Raw genomic sequence first — 20,667 nt, 5'->3', positions numbered from 1 at the left:
ATCCGGGCCCTGGATGGTGGGGTACTCAGCCACGTCGCTCACCGCCCTCGCGGCTTCGCCGCCGCTGCGGCGGGGTGACCGGTGAAGGGCTGAACACCAGCAGGTCGGCGTGGACGCGGTGGTGCGTGAGCGTCCACTGCTGCCCGACCGTCTCCTCGGCGAGGGCGAGGAGTTCGTCGTCGGTGACGTGGTAGACGAAGGTGTCGGCGTCGGTGTCGGCGGTGACCGCGACGATGTGCTGCAGATACCCCAGCCCGACGTTCGCCGCCGCAGCGGCGAGAGGGCCGAAGTCCTCCGGCGTCGCGATGGTGCCGGCGGGGACCGCGACGATGAGCACGAGGCAGCCGCCGGGGCGCAGCAGGCGGGCGCAGGCGCTCAGCAGGCACGCCAGGCGTACCCGGTTCGTGGCCTCGTTGCCGTCGAGGGGCCAGGTGGCGACGAGCAGGCCGGTCGCCTGCGGCGAGCCAGTGGGGTCGGCCGGGTCGGTGAGGTCGTCACCGAACCAGGCGCTCATCTCCGGAGCGTCGTCGTACTGCTGCTGCTCGTCGGTCGGGTGGGGTTCGGCAGGTTCGGTGGCCGGACCGATGAGGAGGCTGGGCCCGTTGGTGAACCGGCCAGGGTGGTGCTGGCGTCGCCCGGCGAGGCAGGCGGTGGACAGGGCGTGGTCGTCGGTGCAGTCGACGACCGTGTCGCGGGGCCGGCTGTAGGCGGACACGAGGCGGTAGGCCAAGCGGGCGCCGATGGTGCGGCCTGCGTCGGCGGAGGTTCGGGCGGTGCGCCACACGGTGATCGGCACCGGCGGATTGCCGGTTACCAGATCGGTCAGGGTTGGGTCGGCGCCGGAGCGGTCGGGACTGCCCCCGGTTCGGTTGACTCCTGACCTGTGAGGATGCGTTCCTCGCTGGAAGGATGTCTGTCATGCCGAAAGCGTTCCCCCTGGAGTTCCGCCGTGACGTCGTCGCGGTCGCCCGTAAGGGCGAGGCCCCCATCGCCCAGATCGCGAAGGACTTCGGGATCTCCGAGGCCTGTTTGCACCGCTGGCTCAAGCTCGCCGACGTCGAGGACGGCATCCGTCCCGGGACCACCAGCAGCGAGTCGGCGGAGCTGCGGGAGCTGCGCCGCAGGAACAAGGTGCTGGAACAGGAGAACGAGATCCTGCGGCGGGCCGCGGCGTACTTCGCCAAGGAGATCTCCCCAAAATGATGTACCCGCTGGTCGGTGACCTGGCCGCGGACGGGATCCCCGTCGCGGTGACCTGCCGGGTGCTGGGGTTCAGTAAGCAGGCCTACTACGCGTGGCGCGCCGAGCCGGTCTCGCAGCGACACCTCGACGACGCTCACCTGATCAACGCCGCCCTCGACATCCACGCCGACGACCCGGCGTTCGGCTACCGGTTCATCGCCGACGAACTACCCGCCCACGGCATCAGCGCCGGCGCCAACCGGGTCGCGCGGCTGTGTTCACAGCAGCGCATCTGGTCGGTCTTCGCCAAGCGCAGAGGCCTGACCAGGCGGGCCGGACCCCCGGTGCACGACGACCTGGTGCAGCGCCGCTTCACCGCCGACGCCCCCGACCAGCTGTGGCTGACCGACATCACCGAACACCCCACCGCCGAGGGCAAGCTCTACCTGTGCGCGATCAAGGACGTGTACTCCGGCCGGATCGTCGGCTACTCCATCGACACCCGCATGAAAGCCTCGTTGGCCGTCGCTGCGCTGTCGAACGCCACCCGGCTGCGGAACCCGGCCGCGACGATCGTGCACTCCGACAGGGGCAGCCAATTTCGGTCCAGGAAATTCGTGAAAGCGTTGCACCGCAACGGGTTGACCGGCTCGATGGGCCGCGTCGGCGCCTGCGGGGACAACGCCGCCATGGAGTCGTTCTTCGCCCTGCTGCAGCGCAATGTCCTGGACCGGCAACGCTGGCAAACACGCCACGACCTACGCCTGGCGATCGTGACCTGGATCGAACGGACCTACCACCGCCGGCGACGGCAACGCCGCCTCGGCCGGCTCACGCCCATCGAGTTTGAGACAATCAACCAGCCCGCACACGCGGCCTGAACCACTCAACCCCGCGAGTCAACCAAACCCGGGGCAGTCCCGCAAGGTTCTCGCGCACGGTGGAGCGAGTCTCAACTTCGACGTGCTTACGCCACGCGAGTACGAAGACGCCGCGATCGAGAGCACCCCGGAACTGCTCGGCGAGGTCGGTACACACCTCGTCGCCGACGCACCCGAAGTCGTCATCGACACCACCGCGATGATCAAGGTCCTCGACCACTATCGGCCCCGGCCCAAGCACCGGTTCCGGCCACCCGAACCGCCCAAAGGTGGGCTGGATCCCGACCCGATCGCGGCCATCGAACGGGCTGCGGCCGAGACCCGCCGTCGGCGACGGCTCGGCCTCGAAGCGCTCCTCGCTGGGCGATCGGAAGCGGACTTGACGTCGGCCATGCAAACCAGTTGGCCAGCTGCCATCCGCATCTTGACCGACGCCATGACGCTGGACGCGGACAGGAGCGAACCGTTCGCACTGAACATTGACCAGGCACTGCTAATCGATGCGGAGGCTCCCGTCACCTATCTGCACCCTGCTCGGCTAATACGAACGGACCTTGCGCTGCCTGAGATCGGCGCGATCATCGAGCAAACACAGCTGGATCGGAATGGTGAGGATGTCTAATCCCTCGGCAGCGATAGGCAGTCAAGCGCAGCGCGCCGAGGCCACCGACGAATTTGCGGAGCCGGACCCGGGAGCGCTGCTGCTCGCCCACGTGCGAGCGATCGGACACGTCAACGGACCGGTGGCAGCATCGACGCTGGGCCGAGCGATGACCGCCGCAGCAGGAGCGGACCGATGCCTCGGTGAACTGATTGACGCGCACGGGCGAACGATTCTGATTCGCGGATGGCTCAACGGTGCTGCGCCCAATCCCGACTTACACCCGAGCGGCCCGCCGAGGACGTTGCCTCCAGTAGCGAACCTCGTGTGGGCTGCATGTCTCGGCGAGGCGTGGCCGGATCCCGCCGCGAGCCCGTACCCGGGACGCCCATTCTCCCGCGCGTCCATCATCGCGACGTGCGCGGCGCTGGACGCCGACAGTAGGTCGATCGTCACCGCGCTGGACACCACACTGCCGACCGCAAGACTGATCACGTTGAACGGGGACCGAGGTGAACTCGGCCCGGCTGCCGCTGCGCTACCGTCGGCCACCTGGTCACAGCTACGAAGGATTCATGAGCGGCTGCCGAGACCTACGGAGCACCGCCAGCCGCCGAAAACCGCGCCAGACGAGACGTTCGAGTCATCGGCGGTGCGATGGATCGCCACTGACTCACAGGCGCCGGCGACCGACTTCGACGACAATATCCGAAGGGTCATTTGCGCCCTGGAAGCAGCCGAAGGTCCGATCCGGCACGCCGACCTTCCCATGCTCATGGATCCCGCGATCCGCTCCTCAGTCGAGATCACGCTGTCACGATGCGGGCGAACACTAGTATCCGTGGGGTCGCACAGCTGGATCACCGGCTACCCATCTGCTGTCGCGGCGACCCTCGCCCGGCACCAAGTCGGCACCTTGCAACCGATGGAGCGAGCAGTCCTAGCCCTCGTGCTACTTCACACGGTCGCCATTCCCAGAGCACGAGGCATCCAGCTCGACGACACCTGGGCCAGCACCCACCCGGTTCAGATGGACACGCTCATTGCCAACCGGACGGTCAAGCGCACAACCGCCGTCGCGGCCCTACGGGGACTGCGTCGGGCAGGCTTCGTCGCTACCGCAAGGGCAGGCGGCTACCTACCAGGACCGGCCCTGCTACGGCTAACTCCCAACCAGCGGAACCTGCTCTGGGAAGACTTGATCGTGCTCGGCCGACCAAACGGCTACATGGCCCGTCGAATCCGCGAGCAACGCGCGACCGACGCCTAACCGAAGGGCTTGCAATTACCGTGGCAGCATCGAGGTTCGTGACCGCCAAGCTCGGAATCGTTGGCACCAGACAACTCATCTTGGTGCAGACCCTCGATATCGCGCGACTGACCGCTCACCCGGTGAGACTGATCCCCGAGACCTTCATCGCTGTCACCGGCATGGGGCCCGTCGACTCCAACGAATCCGGCAAAACGAGCTTTCTCGCCGCAACTGCCCTGCTCCTCGGCGATCCAGAATGGCGGGTCGGTGGCAACGGCGCCGGCGCCGTCGCCACGCTGCTGTTCGAACCGGTTACCGCGGGCATCACCGGGGCAAGCGCTGCCACCGAGGGTTACATCGTCGGCGTGTTCGCTGATCCGACGAACGTCGCCGGGTCGGCCTGTACCGTCTGGATGAAGATCTCCTCCGGCACCCCCTACGTCCAGGTGAAGCACGGGCCCGGGATCCACTTGACACCAGGAAGCGACGACCGAGAACGACACCTCAATGCCACTCGCGTGTTCCGGTCCCTGCCCAGCGAGACATTCGGCGGTGCCGAGTTCGCCGAGAAACTCTATGGCCGCAGCCCGCGCGTCTTGGCCTATGTGGCTAGCCGAGGCCAAGTCCGCTCCCGCCCTTCGCTGCTGAAGCTAGACGCGGGAACATTCACTCCAGACCAGATTGGCGATGCGCTCATCGCTTTGACCGGACGTGCGACCCTGTTCGAGCGAGACGAACAGGAACGTCTGGACCTCGCCAACAAACAGGCAGAGCTGCAGACGCACATCGACAACGATCGTAATCAGACAGCGCGTGAGGCAGAGATTCTGCGCCAGGTCGAAGCCCGCGACGAGCTTCGCGAGCAAACCGGCGCTGCGCTTAAAATGTGGAACGCCAGCCTTGCGCGCGCTGTTGTGGACACCTACGCGCGAGCGGCATCCGCCACCTGCTTGCTGTCTAAGGCAAAGATCGCTCGCGAAGAGCTGACGAAGCAGATCGCCACACTGGCCATTCAGCGCGACGAGCTACGCAACCTTAAGAAACTCCAAGACGTTCACGAGGAACAGAAACGCAAACTGAGCGAGGCCAAGAGCGCTTACCAGCTGGCCCTCGGAGTCGAAGGACAACTCGTCGGCGAACTCAACGCCTTGGAAAGCCCCCTAAGAAGTGCCCGCCAGAAGGCGACCGGTTACGACCTAAAGTTCGACCCACCCGCCGCGGAGGCCGCCGAGGAACGCCAAAGCCGAAACCAGGAAGTCGGCGCAGCCAAGTCTAGGCTTGAGACCGCGGAAGACGTTCTCGTCGCAGCCAAATCGGCCAGACAGGAAGCCGCCCACGGTCAATTCGGGGAATCCGGCAAGGTCATCCGCCTGCTGGCTGAGAAGGGCATAACCGCACAGTCACTCATCGCCTCCGTACACCTAGAGGCAACCTATCGCCAAGATTGGGAGGCCCGGCTCCACCCATGGCGAGAAGCACTTGTGGTCTCGCGTGAGAACCTCACTGAGGCGTTGCCCCTTCTACATGAAAATCCAGGCACGATTCTCATCTCACGACCTGCCCCCAACAGCTCGACCGACAAAGTCTCCCGCTTTCCCACTGGAGTGGTCTCAGCACCCAGTGAAGCAGTCCCATTCCTCGAGGCACTAGGACGGCAACACCTCGCAGCTGAGCCCGTCACCCATGTACACGCTGAGGACATCGGCCTGCGCATCATCGGTGGCTTCCAGGCCCCGACTGTCGGCCTCGATGACCTCATCGCCTATTGGGATCGGCAGGTCACACTCGCCAAAGAGAAGGTTCAACGCCGCCTAGACGAGCTCGGCCGGGCCAAAAAACTCGCCGAACTGGCCGCTACCAACGCGACACGCGCGCATGCTGCAGAACAATGCGCATCGCTGACGCAACATCAGAAAGGACTCCAACACCGCCTGACCGCCCACCGTCAACAGGTCATGCCACCCCTATCCGACGCGGTTGATGATACAGAAACCAAACAACGTGCCGCCGAGACCGCATTGGCACAACGTACTCAACTGCTCAACGGGGCCAACAGCAACCTGATGGCCGCACAGGAAGAGCTTCGCACTCTGACCTCGGCTTTAAACAAATACGAGGCCGCAAGCCGACCGAACGACGCCATTCTCTCCACATGGGCACGCGGCATCGACGCCGCGCTGCAGCAACTGGGATGGCCAGCGCTCAACACCGACGACGACTACGACCAACTCGTCGACGAAGCCCCCGCCCCACCGGCGAGCGACGAAAACCCGCACATCGAGCGCCGTACCAATGCAACGCTCCAACAAGGCGCCCACGACAAATTAGTCGTAGCCATCGCGAACCTGAAGGTCTACCCGGACAGCAGCGCACCTCCACCTGCCGACGTCGCTGAGGCTGCAGGCAAGTACGCCGCAAGCCGCGAAAGCTCAGGCTCCGCAACCGCCGAACAGATGATCTCCACACTCGCAAGCATCATGGAATGGCTCGACGACTCAGCAGAACGCGACTCATCCGCCCACGAAGAGGTGATCCACGCACGCCAGACACGGCAGCACACCACCGAATTCGCCAGCAAAAAATGCCGCGAGCTGGAACAAGCCCTCACGATGACGCAAGACGCAATAAAGCAACGCGCATCCTCCGCCTTGGATCGAATCAGCAAGGCACTCAATGATTTGAACCGCAACTCCGGCGGCCTGGGTGCAAAACTCGACTACACGCTCCAATCGCCGGACAAGCCGGACAAGAAATGGGAATGCCAGGTGGTCCCGCGATGGCGGCGGAACCCAGAAGGGCCGATGCTAGCTTACGACAACGTCACCAACACAGCGCAGGAAAAGCTCTTCTCGATCCACCTCGTCCTGGCTGCCCTGCTCGCGGCACCGAATCCCGAGGGCCGGGTATTGATACTCGACGAGCTTGCTGACTCGCTGGGCGCCGAACATCGCCGTGAGGTGCTCGACGCCATCGCCGAGGTGGCCCGTCAGCATCGAATCACGATTCTGGCCACCTGCCAGGACGCGATCATGTCCGAAGCAAGCCCGCACTGCGGACAAGTCCTCTACTTCCACTACCCATCCAAGTCCGAGGCACTGAACCGGCCCACAAGAATGTTCGGAAGGGATCAACTGGGCAACCGTGTAGAGCTGACCGCAGAAGCTTTGCTCGAGGGCAGAGAGCTGATGTAAGAATCGCGTACCGGCAAACAAGCTGCTGCGCATCTGGTCGGCCATCGGCAGCAGGTTCTAGGTGCGCCGCTGTAGGGGTTTTATCCCAGTGCGACTCGAGGCGCTCCGCTGTCGAATGCGGCGTTGGCCTGCGGGTAGGGCCAGCGCAGGCGAGAAAAGTCTCCGGTGCGCCCGTTCGCGGCTAGGGCGGGCCAATGGGGTGCTCGGCGGGATAGTTCACCAGGTGACAAGATCGGCGGCGTCGAACCCGGCGTCCTCGGCCGCGCGCACCAGCGCACGCCGCACGACGTTGCGTGCGTCGTGTTCGCTCAGCGATCCGCGGCCAACGACGGCGAGGTCGAGCCGAGACTGGTAAATCTTGTGGGTGCTACCAAACGGACTTAGATCGACCAGGTCACCGAGCCGGAAGGTCCGCTCACCACCGGTGTTCTGCCCGCGCTCGTTGATGATGTACAGGCTCGCCCCGGGCCGGTCGCCGTGGTCACCGTCTGCGACGGGCTCGCCCAAGGCCAGAGGAAGAACGTCGAACGCAAGGCGCCACGCCGCGGTGAAGAACTCGGTGATCTCCACGTGGGACAGCCGCCGGGTCACCGGCGTGTTCGGCTGGCAGGGTTCAGTCTGGCAGCCGTCGAAGTCGATCTCAATGTCAACCAGGCTTGTGAGCCGCTGAGAGCGCATGAGGTCAGGCATGAGGAACTGCAGCGTGCCGCGAATGGTGGGCCGGCCATCAGCCGAGTGGATCACGCACTCGTAGGAGGCGCCCCAGCTGTCGTTGCGGGCGAACTGGTCGGCGCACGGTCGCCACCGCAGTTCGCCCGGCACCCCGGTCCTGTCAGCAGCGAAGGCGGCCACGATTGCAGTCATCTCCGGCTCGGCCAACTCAGCGGTCAGTCGACGTCGGCCCGATGCGGTCAGCCTCGGCTCGTCCTGCGCGAACGGGATCTGCGCGGCGAGCCGCAGCCGCAGATCCAACGCCGACTGCGAGTTGAAGGCCGTTTCAGCATTGGCGGAGTTGTTCGAGTCGAATACAAGATCCGGAGTCCAGATCCACCGGCGGTCGCCGGTCCGGCGCATGGTCCCTGCGCGCCAGGAACCGCCCGTAGTCGGTACCTGCTCGATGGTAGGGCTGATGTAGCGCTGGTCGCCGCCTGTCGTGTGCACCGGGAAGCCGACGCCGTGAACCCCGCCGCTCGGACGGCCGCCGCCGATGTTCGCGATCCCGTTCCACAGGTCCGTAGTGATTACCACCGCCGCCCTGCCCGCGATCGCGCAGATTACTGCGGGGTGGCCGCAGCGGGCACCGCGCAGATGCTGCACGACGCCGGGGCCGGTTTCGTATGCTGCCGCGCTGGGCAGGCCGAGAAACGACGCGCCGCCGGCGGCGTCGTACGCCTCTTCGAACGCCTCCTTGACCCCCGGCACACCGTCGCCCACGCCCGGACCAGTGTTGGCGGTGCGTGCGAGCGCCGCGTGCAGCAGGCGCGCGGCATCGTGGGTGAGCTGGCCGGTGGCTTCCAACCGGTCGACGGTCGCCGTAAGTTCGGTGGTCGCGTCGCGGAATGCCTCGACGAGCAGGTGGGGCAGCCGAACCGGCAGGTCGTCGAGTCGGTGCAGCTCCTCGCGGGTCGCGGTGTCGAACTCAGCCTCGCGTTTGGCCTTCCACTCACGCAGCACGTCGACCGGATAGCGGTCTCGAGTCCGCACATCGTCAATGATCTTGTGGTGGCGGCCGCACAGGATCAGGAGGTTCTCGAACGCGTTGCGGTCCGGGACGTTCGCGCCGCCGCGCGGGCCGGACGCGACCGCCGCGACGATATGCGCGATCTCACCGACAAAGACCGACTGGCCTTCGTCGAGGACGACCACAGGCTCGTCGCACTCAGGCGCGTAGCAGTGACCGCGCCTCAGCCCATACAGCGCCCGTCGGACTCGTTCGGGGATCGTCCCCCGCGCCTCAACCACGGCAGCAGCCTAGCTTTAGCCGCTCACATCCCTCGGGCTACCCACTACCGGTGGCGAGCGCCGAGAAGCTAGGTAGCAACCTTCTGATCAAGGAATGCCGACGCACGTCAGCCCGGGAGGAGCGCCACCGCCCCGAGCGCGCACCCTGTTGGCAAGGGTCGTTCGTCTTTACAGCGGGCGGCCCTTGCCCTCGAACGAGATGATCACGAGCTAGTGAGATCGACTGCCTGCGAGGATCCGGGATCACGCGAGTGGAAGGCCCTCAGTTGCTTGCTTAAGCGCGTCGACGGATGGCCGGAACTGACACAGGATGCCCGTGAGCTGCAGGAATGCGGTTCGGGTTCTGCGCATCGAGTCCTACCCATGGCAAGTGAGTTCGAAGCGTGAAACTGGATGGGCGGTGCACGAACCGCTTTGGGCAAGGAGCGCCGTGAACTGGGTAAACGTCCTGACGGAGTGGCCGTGGTGGTGTTGCGTTACGGCCGACTGGCCCGAGCGGCACGGTGATCGGCCGGATCGGCGACGCCTTCGATTGGGCCCGGCTCGCACGAGCGGTGCCGGAGGCGGCGTCCTGGGACGGTTCTGGCGGTCCACCGAGGTCGGTGAACCGGTGCGCCGCGGGTTGCTGACCACCTGACGGACCTGACACTGCGCCTCAAGATTTGCGGCATAAGTGGATGGCGTTACCGCGACCTCCGCGGTGGCATGCCGGCCCCCCGGATCAGCCCCGCTGCAATCGGCCGCGGCGTACGAAGGGCTGCATGGCCCAGCAGTGAGCGGCGGCACGCCCGGGCTCCACCAAAAGTCCGTTAAGTCTCATTCATCCAAACCGGCTGGCTCCGACTCGATGGGGTGCCGAGGCGTCCTGGGTCACTTTGACGGTCCTACCACCGCGCTCAGGCCGGTGTTACGATTTAGGTAACATGGAACCATGGAGCTCGACTACGCGACGCGGGACCTGAAGCGGGTCTGCACCGATGCTCGTCGGATGCAGGCCACCTACGGTGCGGCTGTCGCGAAGAAGCTGAGGCTCCGGCTTGCCGAGCTGACCTACGTCGTTGAGATGGCGGACGTGTTGGAGGGGCCGGGTCGTTGGGAGGAGCTCACGGGTGATCGCGCGGGGCAGTGGTCGGCGCGGCTCACCGCGAACTGGCGGCTGATCGTACGACCCGAGCAGCGCGAAGTGATCACGGTGGTGGTAGTCGAGATCGTCGACTACCACTAGGCATCCAGGAGGATAGGAGCGGAACATGTCCACCACACTGGATTACGTCGTCGCCACCGGCGATTTCATCGCCGAGTGGATGGAGGACGAAGGCATTAACGCCGCCGAGTTGGCCCGCCGTCTCGGCGTGACACCCAAGCATGTCAGCGAACTGTTGAGCGGCAAGGCCCCGTTGTCGCATCCTCTTGCTCTCGCCCTAGAGCGGGTGACAGGCATCCCTTCACGCCTGTGGAACATGTACGAGTCTGGCTATCGTGATGCCCTCGCTCGTGAGGCCGCGGGCGCCGATCTCGTCGCGCAGCACGAGCAAGCCAAGAAGTTTCCGCTTCATTACTTGCGCAAATGGGGCTTCATCACTGCACCTGCCCGGGAGCGGGCGGAAACTGTCCGACAACTGCTCGGAGTGCTGGGCGTGGCTAGCCTGGAAGCTTTTGAGGTCACGTGGACGAAGGGAAGCGTGGCGTATCGCCGAGCCGCCGCGAGGCGGGAGGATGCGCCAGCGCTCGCAGTTTGGTTGGCGCTGGCAGAGCGTCACCATGACGGCCTTCGCGACGTCCCTGCGTTCAACCGACCAGGGCTGGAGGCATTGATACCTAGGCTCCGCGCGCTTACAAGGCAGGAGCCAGTGGCCGCGATCGAGGAGACCGTTACGGCTCTGCGTGAGACCGGCGTCGTGCTCTGCTTCATCCCGGCTGTGCCAGGACTGGGCATCCATGGAGCCACGCGATGGGTTAGCGGGCATCCCGTCATCCAGCTCTCACTTCTTTGGAGAAGCGACGACCAGCTCTGGTTCACTCTTTTCCATGAGCTCGGACATGTCCTCCTGCATGGCGACCAAGACCTCTATATAAACGGCGAGCAGAACGCTGCCGAGGAAGAGGCGAACACGTACGCCTCGGATATTCTCATCCCACCCTCGTTCGAGCGCCGGCTGCCGCGCACGCGCGACATTGCGGCTGTGCGCGTGCTCGCTGACCAATTAGGTATCGCGCCGAGCATCGTTCTCGGTCGTGCCCAGCGGAAGACCAAGGACTATGGTTGGGGGCATGGGCTAAAGCGGAAGCTTGAGTTCCAGATGAAGCCGTCCCAAAGCTAGCGTGTTCGTACACAACAGGACGGTTGGTGACGTCGGTCCGGCGTGAGGGAAGAGGCGCAACTGCCACACCCGGTACACCCATAGCGCTTGAGCTGGGAAAACGTCAAACCGGACGGGCAGTACACGAACCGCCTTGGCAGGGTGCGCCGTGACTTGGGCGGAGCGGCCTGTCGGCGTGGCACCTCCCGGAACTCCTGGCCTAGCTGGCGGGACGGCCTGTCGACCTCAAGGAGGAACGGGCGGCCTTCCACGACCTACTCGCCACCAGCATGATCGTCCGGAAGATCCACCAACTCGCCGAGGAGCCGGACGTAAGCGGTTCACGCATCTGGCACCGACCGTTCACTACGCAGTCACGCCGTCCCGACTATCTTGGCTTCCGGTCGTGCCGATGAGCGTGCGTCACTTGCCCAGTAATGACACGAGGCCCGAGACATACCCACTGACATGGCTATAGTGCCTTCTCCGTCCCTGACGAGTCGGCGGGCATGGTCAGTCCATGAACCACATTCTCGCTCTCGGGAGAGTTCCTCAGTGTGCGGCGAAGAGTAGTCTCAGCATGGAGGGACGAACGCTTCAATCGTCGCCTTTAGGAGCGCCCCGCTGATGGCGCATTCTCGAAATGGCTGACGGTCACACCGAGGGCAAGTCGATCCTTACCGGCGGTGTTTACGATGATTTCGTAAAGGTCAGGGCGGAGGATTAGATCGGCTCCGTGGATGGCTGGTTCGAGTGGTGTGTAGCTGCCATCGTGGATGAGGAAACCGTGCCATTGCCGGCCGACAATTGCTGCGCCGTTGTCGTCGACGAGGACGTGACGTAATGCTGGTGTTTCGGGGCGGAGCCCGAGAAGGGCGACTATTTCGATTCGGGGGACGAGTGTGAAGCGTTGGAGTCCAACTCCACGGTCATGCGCCGTGGCGCCCGGTTGGCCCTCGTAGTCGACGATTGCGGCGAGGGGTCGTCCGGTGGAGCTGAGGGCGATGCGGGCACGGTCGGCGTCGAGACCCGGTGCGAGGTCGTCGCAGCAGACGGTCCACGCGTCCGGGGCGGCGCGGGAGAGCGGCATGCTGTTGACGGGTGGTGTTCGGTCGCACGCCTCGAGTCCGGTTGCGATGAGTATTTGCCGGGCTGCGACGGCGGGGTAGCGGGTGCCGAGTGTTGCTTGCCGCTCGAACATCCCGAGCTGGACCCATCCTTTGTACGGCTCCTCGCTGACGCGTACCGGCTCGCCGTCTGCACCGGTGAGTTGCCGGACATCCGCGAGGGTGATTGCGCCGGCGGGGGGCCACTCAGCGTTGTCTTCAACCCATGGGATGGGTGTCAGAGACCAGTTGAGCACACTGGCTCGGGTTGGGGGGCGCGGAACCCTTGATGCTTCGCTGAGCAGCGCCCATCGAGCGTTCGGGGCCAAACGTCTAGATAGATGGACCTCGAACTGTCGCGGATCTGATAGGACGCCTTCAAGCGCTCTCGCGGTCCGGATGCCGGCAGCCGCGGCCTGCAGCTCGTTCTCGACGACTTCTTCGTCTGCGAGGTACGCGTCCGGAATGCGCTGGGCCGACGGTGACCGCAAATGGTCTACCTGCTCCCCGAAGCGCTTCCCGATGTCATCGACCTTCCCGACGAGCCGGTCGACGATTGCTTCACGCAATCCCGGGGGCTCGTTCGCACCTTTCAAACGGTCATCGAGAAGCAGGTTCACCAGGCCTTTAGCCCGCTCCTCCGGTGTCGCCGGCGTCATTCGCGCTCCCCCATCAGGGCGTGGAAGGCGGCACGCACCTTCGGGGCCGGTTCGGTCGCTGGCGGGTGCGGAACAGGACGTCCGTGTGCATCCAGGATCTGGCCCGCGAGCGCACGCACCGACAACCAATCAGTCCGTGCCAGCTGCGTCCACTCTGCTGCCATCTCATCAGTCAGCTCACCGATCGGCAGGCAGGCGCGTACGACGTCCAACAGCCATGTGGTCCGGCCTGCATCCAGGCCAGCCCGCAGTACGTGGACGAGTGCCGCCTGCCCGATCCTCGGGCGGCACGTCATCAGCAGGGTGGTGGCGATGAGCGTCTGCCGCAGGTCCGCGCGCAGCGGCTGAGAGATCGTCGCCAATGCGAGCGTCGCCATCGCAACATCCAGTGCGTCCTGCGAGTCAGGGGTCGCGGTCGGCCGGTACGTGTGACCGGCCCGTTCCGCGATACCCGGGAGCCGATGTTGGATGACCGAGAACGCAGCCTCCCAGCACTCGACCGCCGTACCACCCTGCGCGCCGGTCGGCGTTGAAGCGAACGCTGCGACCACAGCCTGAGTCACCCCGTACGTGCGCTGCGGATCTGAATCGACTGTCTCGGCGACCGCCGCCGCTAGCGTCCTCTCCGCGGTAACCGAGTCCAGTTCGTGTGCCGCGGTCCAGAGGTGTACACGTTCCCGTCCGGCGAACGTGCGCCACCCGCCCCCGCCCCGTATGCGGATGTAAGCGAGCGTAAGGCAGTAGCTTGCCACCGTCTTCAACGAGTCGTTTGTGCTCTCGCAGCGGGCGGCGAGTCCCTCGCCAAGACCAGCGAACACCTCGTTATCGGAGAACCGGGCCACCTCACGAGCGACATCGTCAATTAGCCCGATACCCGCCTCTGCGCCATCGGTCACGGCCGCTTCGACGATGCGCCATCCGATGGCGTTCGTGACCGCGTCAAGCTCCCACCTGGGAGCGGCGTCGTCCCGATATCGCTGGTTCTCGAACTCGCGTGCCGCGAGGACCGCACCCGCTCGGCCTTCGGGGACGACGGGACGCTGGTCGCTCACGAGCCGCTTCTGCATCTCCAGCGGGTCGGGCTTTGGGTTGGAGTCCCATGCGCTGTTCCGCTTTTGCTCTGGACGCGGCGTCCGGGCGGGGAAAGCTGCGCCACCCAATCGGACGACTGCGTCGACAAGCTCCGGTGTCACCGCGGACTTGGGCTGATCGCTGGTGTACAGCATCGGCTGGTCGTCGTAGCTCGCCGCAATGTTGTTCGCGACGATGGCGAGCATCACGTCTGTCTGCGGGCTCTTGCCGAGCTCCTCCTGAAGTCGGGTGAGGAGTTGGAGGTCGGTGGTCGGGCGACGCCAGTCCGTCCCGACGGTGAGTCGGAGGGCCGCCAAGACGATGGGGTCTGCAGTCGTGACCTGGTTTTCGAGCAAGTGAGTATGTGCTGTGTGCGCGCGCCCGTCTTCGAAGCCGAGCTCGGCGAGGAGGGTGTCGGCGCCGTCGATGCCCGCAGCGGTCGGATCAATGGTTGCGACCTTCTCCCACCACCGGTCCACGAAGTGTGAGGTGCCGCGGCCGTTGGTGTGCTGCCGCACCAGGTAGACGAGATCGACGAGCTTGGCCAGGCACACGCGTGCGGTGGCGATGTCGACGTCGGCGATGTCGTGGATGCTGTCGATGATTTCGGAGAGGGTGGGGTCTTTGTGTCCGCCGTAGCTTGCGAGGAGCAGGCAGGCGCGGCGCCAACATTCGTTAGCTTCATCCTTTGCGCCGGCGGCGACGCAGATGCGGGCGGTTGCGAGTTCGAAGTCGGCGGTGATGCTGTACTGGGTGTTGGTGTCACGGCGTCGGCCCCGAATGACCTTGATCAGGGCGTGGATGGCGTCGACGCCGATGTGGCTGGACACGCGAGACAGGATTTCGAGGAGGTCATTTATTGTCAGGGGCCCGTTCTCGGGCAGTCCGAAGTTGGTCGTGGTGGTGGTGCCGTCGCTAATGGCGACGAGATGGGCGAGAACCGGGCCGAGGTCGCTAGGTTGGACGACGATGAGGGAGTCCTCGACGACCTTGTGAACGAGCGAGTGAATGGAATAGAGGTCGCACGCCCGAGGGTCCCCGGTGAACGGCTGTGCTTCTGTCGCGAGGTCCGCGAGCGCGACCAGGACGACCGTGGAGGCTTCTTCGGCCGTGGTGACGCCGGCGGCGACGTCGTCTGCGATGCCGATGGTCGTCACCGCGTACCGCAGCCAGGCGCGATAGAAGCCTTCGCCCGCGAGTTGGCTGACGTACTTGAGCGGAATAGTCCCGTCGAGGGAGTGTGCGAGCGTGAGGAGCGAAAGCCACCGTTGGACGTTGACGTCGTTGACGAGGCGCCCGTCGAGGACGCCGTCGGTGGCGGCCTGGATGTTCGCTTCAAGGTTGATGGTTCCCAGCCCTGTGAGAACATCAGCGCCAGGGATGCCGTGGTTGAGGTACCCCCCGATGTCGAGTGCTGGCGCAAGCGTCCACGCCTGCCGGGCGAGGTCGGCCGGATCGGGTAGGCCAGGTGCCCCGGCTGTGGCGAGGTCGGCGAGTTTCAGGTAGACCCGGGCGGCCTTGGTGGGATCGGTCATTGCCGCGGCAACCTCCGGCATGGACCCTGCCGGGAGACCGGCGGTGAACACCTCGACGAGGTCTTCGAGGGACGCGTCGTGGTCGAGTTGGAGGTTCTCGGCAACCTGTTCGGCTAGGTTCGGCGGGACGTCACCACGCTGATTGCTGAGGCGGAGCGCCCCGAGTTGGCCGGCCCGATAGAGAGTTCCGTCGCGGTCAGAGCTGTAGGTGGAGCGTTCCCGCTTCGATTCGTGCTTTCGGGCGTCGATGTACACCTTCCACGGCGCCGCAGCCCCGGCTCGGTCCACGGACTCACAGAGGCGGAGCCCCCACCGTGACGGGAATGTGGCCCGCCCTTCGTACATAAGTCGCTCGGCTACGATGTCGGCACCGACGATGGCGACCACGACGTCCGCATACTCGACGATCGAGTCGGTCAGCGACTCTGTCTCGTAGGTGTCAATTGACTTGCGGGTCTCGATGCAGGTGATCAGCGTTGGCCAGTCGAGCCGTGCTTCGCTTTCGCGGGCGACGATCCCGACGACCCACTGAAGCGCCTCCGGCGGTTGAAACGCGCGGAGGCCTTCGGCGACGAAGCCCGGTTGGATGAGTTCCTTCAGTTCGTCGTACCGGTCTAGGTGCGCGAGGAGTTCGGGGAGGTGCCGGAACGCCCGCGCGTCGGTGAAGAACCCGCGAGCCGTGAGCCACGCGGCGGCGCTTTCACGGATGGACGCGACCCACTCGTCGTCTCTGCCGCGCAGGATGTGCCGGCTAAAGCTTTCGTGATGGATGCGCAGGCCGCCGAGGCCGGGTTGCGAGGTCAGCACGGGTGCGAGCGCCTTGAGAGCGGGCGCCAAGAACGGCTTCACCATCGGGGGAAGCAGTTCGCCGAGCTCGTTCGCGGACAGCGCGAAGTCGCACAGCGCGAGGGTACCGATGGCGAACAACTGGTCGGCGGTCATAGCGCCGAGCAGGTACTCGTAGTAGGCGTCGATGTCAGTGGCCGTGTCGGGGATACTCGTTAGTCGGTGAATGATGTCGTTGGCCGTGCCCGGCGCTGCGTCGTCGTCGAGCGGCGAGGTGCGGGTCGCGTACCGGCACAGGTAGGTGGCGTGTAGCGCGTTGCCGCCGGAGCGGTTGTGGACTAGGTCGACGATGGCGCGTTCGTCGTCGAGCGGCTCGGTCCCGCCGGGTTCGGTGAGCAGCCCGTGCTTAGTCACGAGAGTGCGAATCTCCTCCCATGACATGCGTGGCATCTGGAGGGAGTCGCCGGTGTCGGGTGCTGCGTTGACGAGGTGGGAACCGGGTTGGCTGGCGATGAGCATGCATACGCCGGGCGGGAGGTCGATGGCGGCAAGCTGGTCAACCAGTAGGCGTGAGGGGTCCGTCTGCTGGCTGGTACGCCGGCCGAGGACCCGGTCGACGTGGTCGAGGCCGTCGACGATGAGGAGCACGTTCTGGCGAGGGCGCGTCTCGCGGCATGTTTGAATTGCCGCGGTGAGTGCGTCCGGGCTAGCGGCGAACCTGGGCCGCAGGTCTGTGGTGGCTTCGGGCACGACCTGTTCGAGCTGCCGCAGCATGCTTCCGATGACAACATTGGTGAGGACGCGTTCCCCTCGGTTGATGTCAGTGGCACCGAGCCAGCAGTGGTGCCTGGCAACAATCCAGCCCTCGTCGCGGTAGGTGTCTGCGAGTTGTTCGCACAGCCAGGACTTGCCGACACCAGGTTCGCCGGTAACGATGACACGGCCACCGGCGGAGGCAACGGCGTCGACATGCTTGCGCACTTCGGTGGCAGCCCCGGCCCGATGCACGACGACGGCCGTTTCGATGGGGTGTCCTTCGGCGACCGCACCGAAGTCGGTGGCAAGCCCGACTTGGGGCAGAACTCTTTCCCGGGCGACGTTCCCGTCGAGTGCCCGGGCGCCTGTGGCTGCGTGCGCCAAGGCGAGTGCCGCGTATTCGGGTCGAATGTTGGTGTTGGGGGGACGGCCAGAGCCGAGTTCTTCGATAACGCGACGCAGGAGCGCGCGCTCAGCGGGACCGGGCGCGGAGAAGTCGAGCGTCGAAGCCGGGGCGCTGGTGTCGACCGTGAGGTACTCGCACGCCGTGCGGATCTGCACTTCAGTGAGCCCGGCAAGACGCGTCTTCCAGGGTTCAGTTTCCTGCAGGGCCGTCGGGTCGAACTTGAACCTGCGGGTGGCGACGCCCGGCAGCGGGTCGCCAGGGTCGTCTGCCGCCTCAACAGGTTTTAACACGGCGGCGAGGCCCTCATCCGGGTTGCCGTCACGGACGATGACCCGGTACGTAGTGCCGGGATGCTGGTCCAGGTCGGACAGGAGAGCGCCGTACAGCAAGTCGAGCCGGAGACTCCTCCCGTCTCCGGAGAAGCTGTCCTTCGAGAGCTCGCGGTCCAGATTCGTGTGCTTGATCTGGATGCGGACTCGCCGACCGGTCCTGTAGCCAATAGTCAGGTCGTCGAACCGGTCGCCCGTGAACCCCTTGGTGTCGACCGTGATGCTTTCCGCGGTGCCTAGCATCAGGTCGACGAGGGCGATGCCAGTGATGAGGTCCTGGTATGCGTAGCCGTAGTGCGTCGCCCTCAGGTTCATGCGCGTCCTCAAACTGGTCCCAATCCGGCAAGTCGGGTCCTGGAGGAGAGGCCCGTCATGCTGGGGTAACTCGATGATGGCACGCGGGACCGACAAGATTTGCGTCCCACCGAGCAGGTCGGCAGTGTGATCGGGCTGACCACACCGCTGGGCCGCTACCGCAGCCGTCACCTCATGCCGAAACTTGTGCAGCTCGACGGCGGCCGGCAACAGGCGCAGGACATATCCGTCGCAGAAGGGCGCGCACGGTCGGCCCGGCGGCGAAGGATCCGAGGCGGCATCAGCATCCGCTCATGGCCGCAGACAACGAGCGGACCGTCGCCTGACCCATCACTGCCAGTAACGACGTCGGTTGGCGGGAGCCCCCACTGCGGCTGATATGTAACGGCCAGCCAATCTCCCCAACGGCGGCCAGATGGTTTCCCTCAAGGCACGGTGGCCTCCCTCGGCCCTGTCGAGGGAGGCCACCAGGTGATCCATCGTCTAGGCTTCCACGGCGAGTGGATGGTCCTCGCTGGTCAGACCGGCCAAGGCCACCGCGACCTCGTGCAACGTCGCCCGCACATAGGTGGCTGTCGAGCCGCTCCCACTGCCGCCGTCGGTGTGGCCGGCGTAGGCGCGGGCGACGGCGTGACCGTGAGTGCGCTCAACCCAGGTCAGGGTCGTATGCCGCAGCCAGTGTGTACTGATCTGCTGGGTGTGCACCCATCGCAGATGTTGCCCGATCCGCGCCCACAGATGGTCGTAACGCCGGTAGGTCAGCGGCCGACCGTCGCGGTAGCGCAGCAGACTGCCGTTCCGGTCGCCGTCAGCCCGCTCGGCATGATGCGCCAGCAGGTGCCGCATCAGCGTCGGCGAGACGGGCTGCCACCGGGCCGTGCCGCCCTTCTCCCGCAGGAAGATCAGACATTGGTCGGTGTCCAGGTCCCGCGGGCGCAGCGCCAGCGCCCCGGCACGGCGGCAGGCCGTCTCGGTGTGCAGCCGGATCAGCAGACTGTCCAGACCCGGGTCATCGCCCGTGCTGGCCGCCACTTCGTTGATCTCCGCCAGGCGCGCGTCGCCGATCGCTCGCCGGGTGCTGGGCAGCCGGCGTGGCTTGTCCACCTTCAACGCCGGGTTGTCGGCCGCATCCAGGTACCCGTCCGCCACCGCCTGCCGGTACAGGCAGCGCAGCGCCGCGACCAGATGTTCGGCAGCCGATCGGCCGCCCCGGTTGTTGCGGCGCGCCACCACATTGGCCTGCACCTGGGCGCGCAACTGCTCGATCTCAGACGGTCGGGGTTCGTCGATACGCCGATCTCCCCATGCCTGCACCACTCGGTTCCAGTACGAACCGTACGCCCGACGAGTACCCGGCGACACCGCGGCGGCCACCACTGGCACGTACTCGGCGAACGTCGGGGCTAGCGGACGGGCCGGCCGTACCTGCAGCAGATCGGCCGGAGAGATGCCCATTCGCTCGAGCAGCAACCGGGCCGCCTCCAACTCCGCCCGGCCAGCGACGGTCTGGCTCATTCCACCTCACCCCCCGCCACGGCAGCGTGCACGTCGGCCAGCAGCCGGTCGAGCACGGCAAGGGGATGGGCCACCAGTACACCGGTGGCAGGGTCGGCAGCAAGCAGAACACGGTCCCCCGCCGTCAGCCGGCACCATCGGCGCACCGCCAACGGCAGATGCAGGTGACCACGATCGCCGACGTAGTGGACACCATCGGCTGCCGGCCGGGCCACGATGATTCCTGCCTGCTCGCGGATGTCCAGGCGAGCCCCCGGCCCCCAGCCAAGCACCCGGACGATGCTGCGATCGGCGACCCTGCCGCTCTTGTCCACAGCGCTCAACGCGTAGACGGTGTCGGTCGCTCCCGGGGACGGGGATCTGGATTCCAACGCCGGTACGGGAAGGGGCCGTCGACTCCGACCCACCGGACCAGCACCGGCACCGGCAGCGGCACCGGCACCGCCAGGGACCACCTTGGGGATTACCGGCGGCACGAACGAGGCGGTCACCACGACCACCCCCGCCCCGGCACGGCGGTCGCCCGCAGAGACGCCAGAGGGTAGATGAGGTGTTCAAGCGGGCTTGAACACCAACACGTAAAACAGCGCCTAGATGCGGAAAATCTGTGTCCGAGGGGGGACTTGAACCCCCACGCCCTATACGGGCACTAGCACCTCAAGCTAGCGCGTCTGCCATTCCGCCACCCGGACTTGCTCGTTCAGCCTACCTCGCCGACCTGGATGATCTTGACACCCGACGGTCGGCCCGGCGGGCCGCACGGGGAGTTACTGTACACGCCACTCGTGGATCATGCACATCGCCATCCGACCCCCTTGTC

General features: G+C 65.7%; 12 protein-coding genes and 1 tRNA gene. 6 read left to right on the top strand and 7 right to left on the bottom strand.

The features are described from left to right. Nucleotides 1-25: 25 nt before the first annotated feature. Nucleotides 26-796: a hypothetical protein gene (locus GA0070607_RS22755; protein ID WP_408630847.1), complete on the bottom strand. Its 771-nt coding sequence runs from the start codon at nucleotides 794-796 to the stop codon at nucleotides 26-28. A gap of 122 nt (nucleotides 797-918) precedes the next feature. Here GA0070607_RS22755 and GA0070607_RS22750 point away from each other — a divergent pair. From GA0070607_RS22750 to GA0070607_RS32455, 4 genes are all read left to right on the top strand, one after another. Continuing rightward, nucleotides 919-2,063, top strand: a protein-coding gene (locus tag GA0070607_RS22750) for an IS3 family transposase (RefSeq protein WP_089020010.1) whose coding sequence is annotated in 2 segments (ribosomal slippage) — nucleotides 919-1,192 and nucleotides 1,192-2,063 — 1,146 coding nt in all. Because the reading frame shifts where the segments join, the coding sequence is not laid out codon by codon here. Between the two features lie 82 nt (nucleotides 2,064-2,145). Next, the gene (locus GA0070607_RS22745; protein WP_089020009.1) at nucleotides 2,146-2,685 is read left to right on the top strand and encodes a hypothetical protein; all 540 of its coding nucleotides are present in this window, start codon (nucleotides 2,146-2,148) and stop codon (nucleotides 2,683-2,685) included. Continuing rightward, nucleotides 2,678-3,934: a hypothetical protein gene (locus GA0070607_RS32460; RefSeq protein WP_157743205.1), complete on the top strand. Its 1,257-nt coding sequence runs from the start codon at nucleotides 2,678-2,680 to the stop codon at nucleotides 3,932-3,934. Before GA0070607_RS22745 ends, GA0070607_RS32460 begins: the two co-directional genes overlap by 8 nt. A gap of 38 nt (nucleotides 3,935-3,972) precedes the next feature. Then, on the top strand, nucleotides 3,973-7,107 hold the full coding sequence (locus GA0070607_RS32455) for a coiled-coil domain-containing protein (protein WP_157743204.1): 3,135 nt from the start codon (nucleotides 3,973-3,975) through the stop codon (nucleotides 7,105-7,107). 216 nt (nucleotides 7,108-7,323) lie between these two features. Here the strand turns inward: GA0070607_RS32455 and GA0070607_RS22730 are convergent, their stop codons facing one another. Next, nucleotides 7,324-8,973 carry a hypothetical protein gene (locus tag GA0070607_RS22730; protein ID WP_089020006.1) on the bottom strand — a complete coding sequence of 550 codons (1,650 nt, stop codon included), beginning with the start codon at nucleotides 8,971-8,973 and terminating at the stop codon, nucleotides 7,324-7,326. A gap of 1,027 nt (nucleotides 8,974-10,000) precedes the next feature. On the opposite strand from GA0070607_RS22730, the gene GA0070607_RS22725 reads away from it, so the two are divergent. Further along, a complete protein-coding gene (locus tag GA0070607_RS22725) occupies nucleotides 10,001-10,294 on the top strand; it encodes a type II toxin-antitoxin system RelE/ParE family toxin (protein WP_089020005.1) in 294 nt (97 codons plus the stop codon). Nucleotides 10,295-10,319: 25 nt separating this feature from the next. After that, complete coding sequence (locus GA0070607_RS22720; protein ID WP_089020004.1) at nucleotides 10,320-11,390, top strand: ImmA/IrrE family metallo-endopeptidase; 1,071 nt, start codon at nucleotides 10,320-10,322, stop codon at nucleotides 11,388-11,390. A 589-nt stretch (nucleotides 11,391-11,979) separates the two neighbouring features. Here GA0070607_RS22720 and GA0070607_RS32450 read toward each other — a convergent pair. The 5 genes from GA0070607_RS32450 to GA0070607_RS22700 all read right to left on the bottom strand — a co-directional run bounded on the left by GA0070607_RS32450 (nucleotide 11,980) and on the right by GA0070607_RS22700 (nucleotide 20,539). Further along, complete coding sequence (locus GA0070607_RS32450) at nucleotides 11,980-13,134, bottom strand: hypothetical protein (RefSeq protein WP_157743202.1); 1,155 nt, start codon at nucleotides 13,132-13,134, stop codon at nucleotides 11,980-11,982. Continuing rightward, nucleotides 13,131-18,332 carry an AAA family ATPase gene (locus tag GA0070607_RS22715; protein ID WP_157743201.1) on the bottom strand — a complete coding sequence of 1,734 codons (5,202 nt, stop codon included), beginning with the start codon at nucleotides 18,330-18,332 and terminating at the stop codon, nucleotides 13,131-13,133. The genes GA0070607_RS32450 and GA0070607_RS22715 overlap by 4 nt, the downstream gene beginning before the upstream one ends. 483 nt (nucleotides 18,333-18,815) lie before the next feature. Further along, a complete protein-coding gene (locus GA0070607_RS22710) occupies nucleotides 18,816-19,847 on the bottom strand; it encodes a tyrosine-type recombinase/integrase (protein WP_089020002.1) in 1,032 nt (343 codons plus the stop codon). Further along, complete coding sequence (locus tag GA0070607_RS22705) at nucleotides 19,844-20,170, bottom strand: hypothetical protein (protein ID WP_089020001.1); 327 nt, start codon at nucleotides 20,168-20,170, stop codon at nucleotides 19,844-19,846. The genes GA0070607_RS22710 and GA0070607_RS22705 overlap by 4 nt, the downstream gene beginning before the upstream one ends. A 285-nt stretch (nucleotides 20,171-20,455) precedes the next feature. Next, a tRNA-Leu gene (locus tag GA0070607_RS22700) sits at nucleotides 20,456-20,539 on the bottom strand. Nucleotides 20,540-20,667 lie beyond the last annotated feature (128 nt).

Source organism: Micromonospora coriariae, assembly GCF_900091455.1.
Lineage (GTDB): Bacteria > Actinomycetota > Actinomycetes > Mycobacteriales > Micromonosporaceae > Micromonospora > Micromonospora coriariae.
Note: the sequence above shows the minus strand (reverse complement) of the source record. Positions and strands in the feature narration are given on the sequence as shown.

What these genes read in the sequence shown, in the direction of transcription:
- GA0070607_RS32460 (WP_157743205.1), top strand. Translation starts at nt 2,678, where the DNA reads ATGTCTAATCCCTCGGCAGCGATAGGCAGTCAAGCGCAGCGCGCCGAG.
- GA0070607_RS22725 (WP_089020005.1), top strand. Translation starts at nt 10,001, where the DNA reads ATGGAGCTCGACTACGCGACGCGGGACCTGAAGCGGGTCTGCACCGAT.
- GA0070607_RS22720 (WP_089020004.1), top strand. Translation starts at nt 10,320, where the DNA reads ATGTCCACCACACTGGATTACGTCGTCGCCACCGGCGATTTCATCGCC.
- GA0070607_RS32450 (WP_157743202.1), bottom strand. Translation starts at nt 13,134, where the DNA reads ATGACGCCGGCGACACCGGAGGAGCGGGCTAAAGGCCTGGTGAACCTG.
- GA0070607_RS22715 (WP_157743201.1), bottom strand. Translation starts at nt 18,332, where the DNA reads ATGAACCTGAGGGCGACGCACTACGGCTACGCATACCAGGACCTCATC.
- GA0070607_RS22710 (WP_089020002.1), bottom strand. Translation starts at nt 19,847, where the DNA reads ATGAGCCAGACCGTCGCTGGCCGGGCGGAGTTGGAGGCGGCCCGGTTG.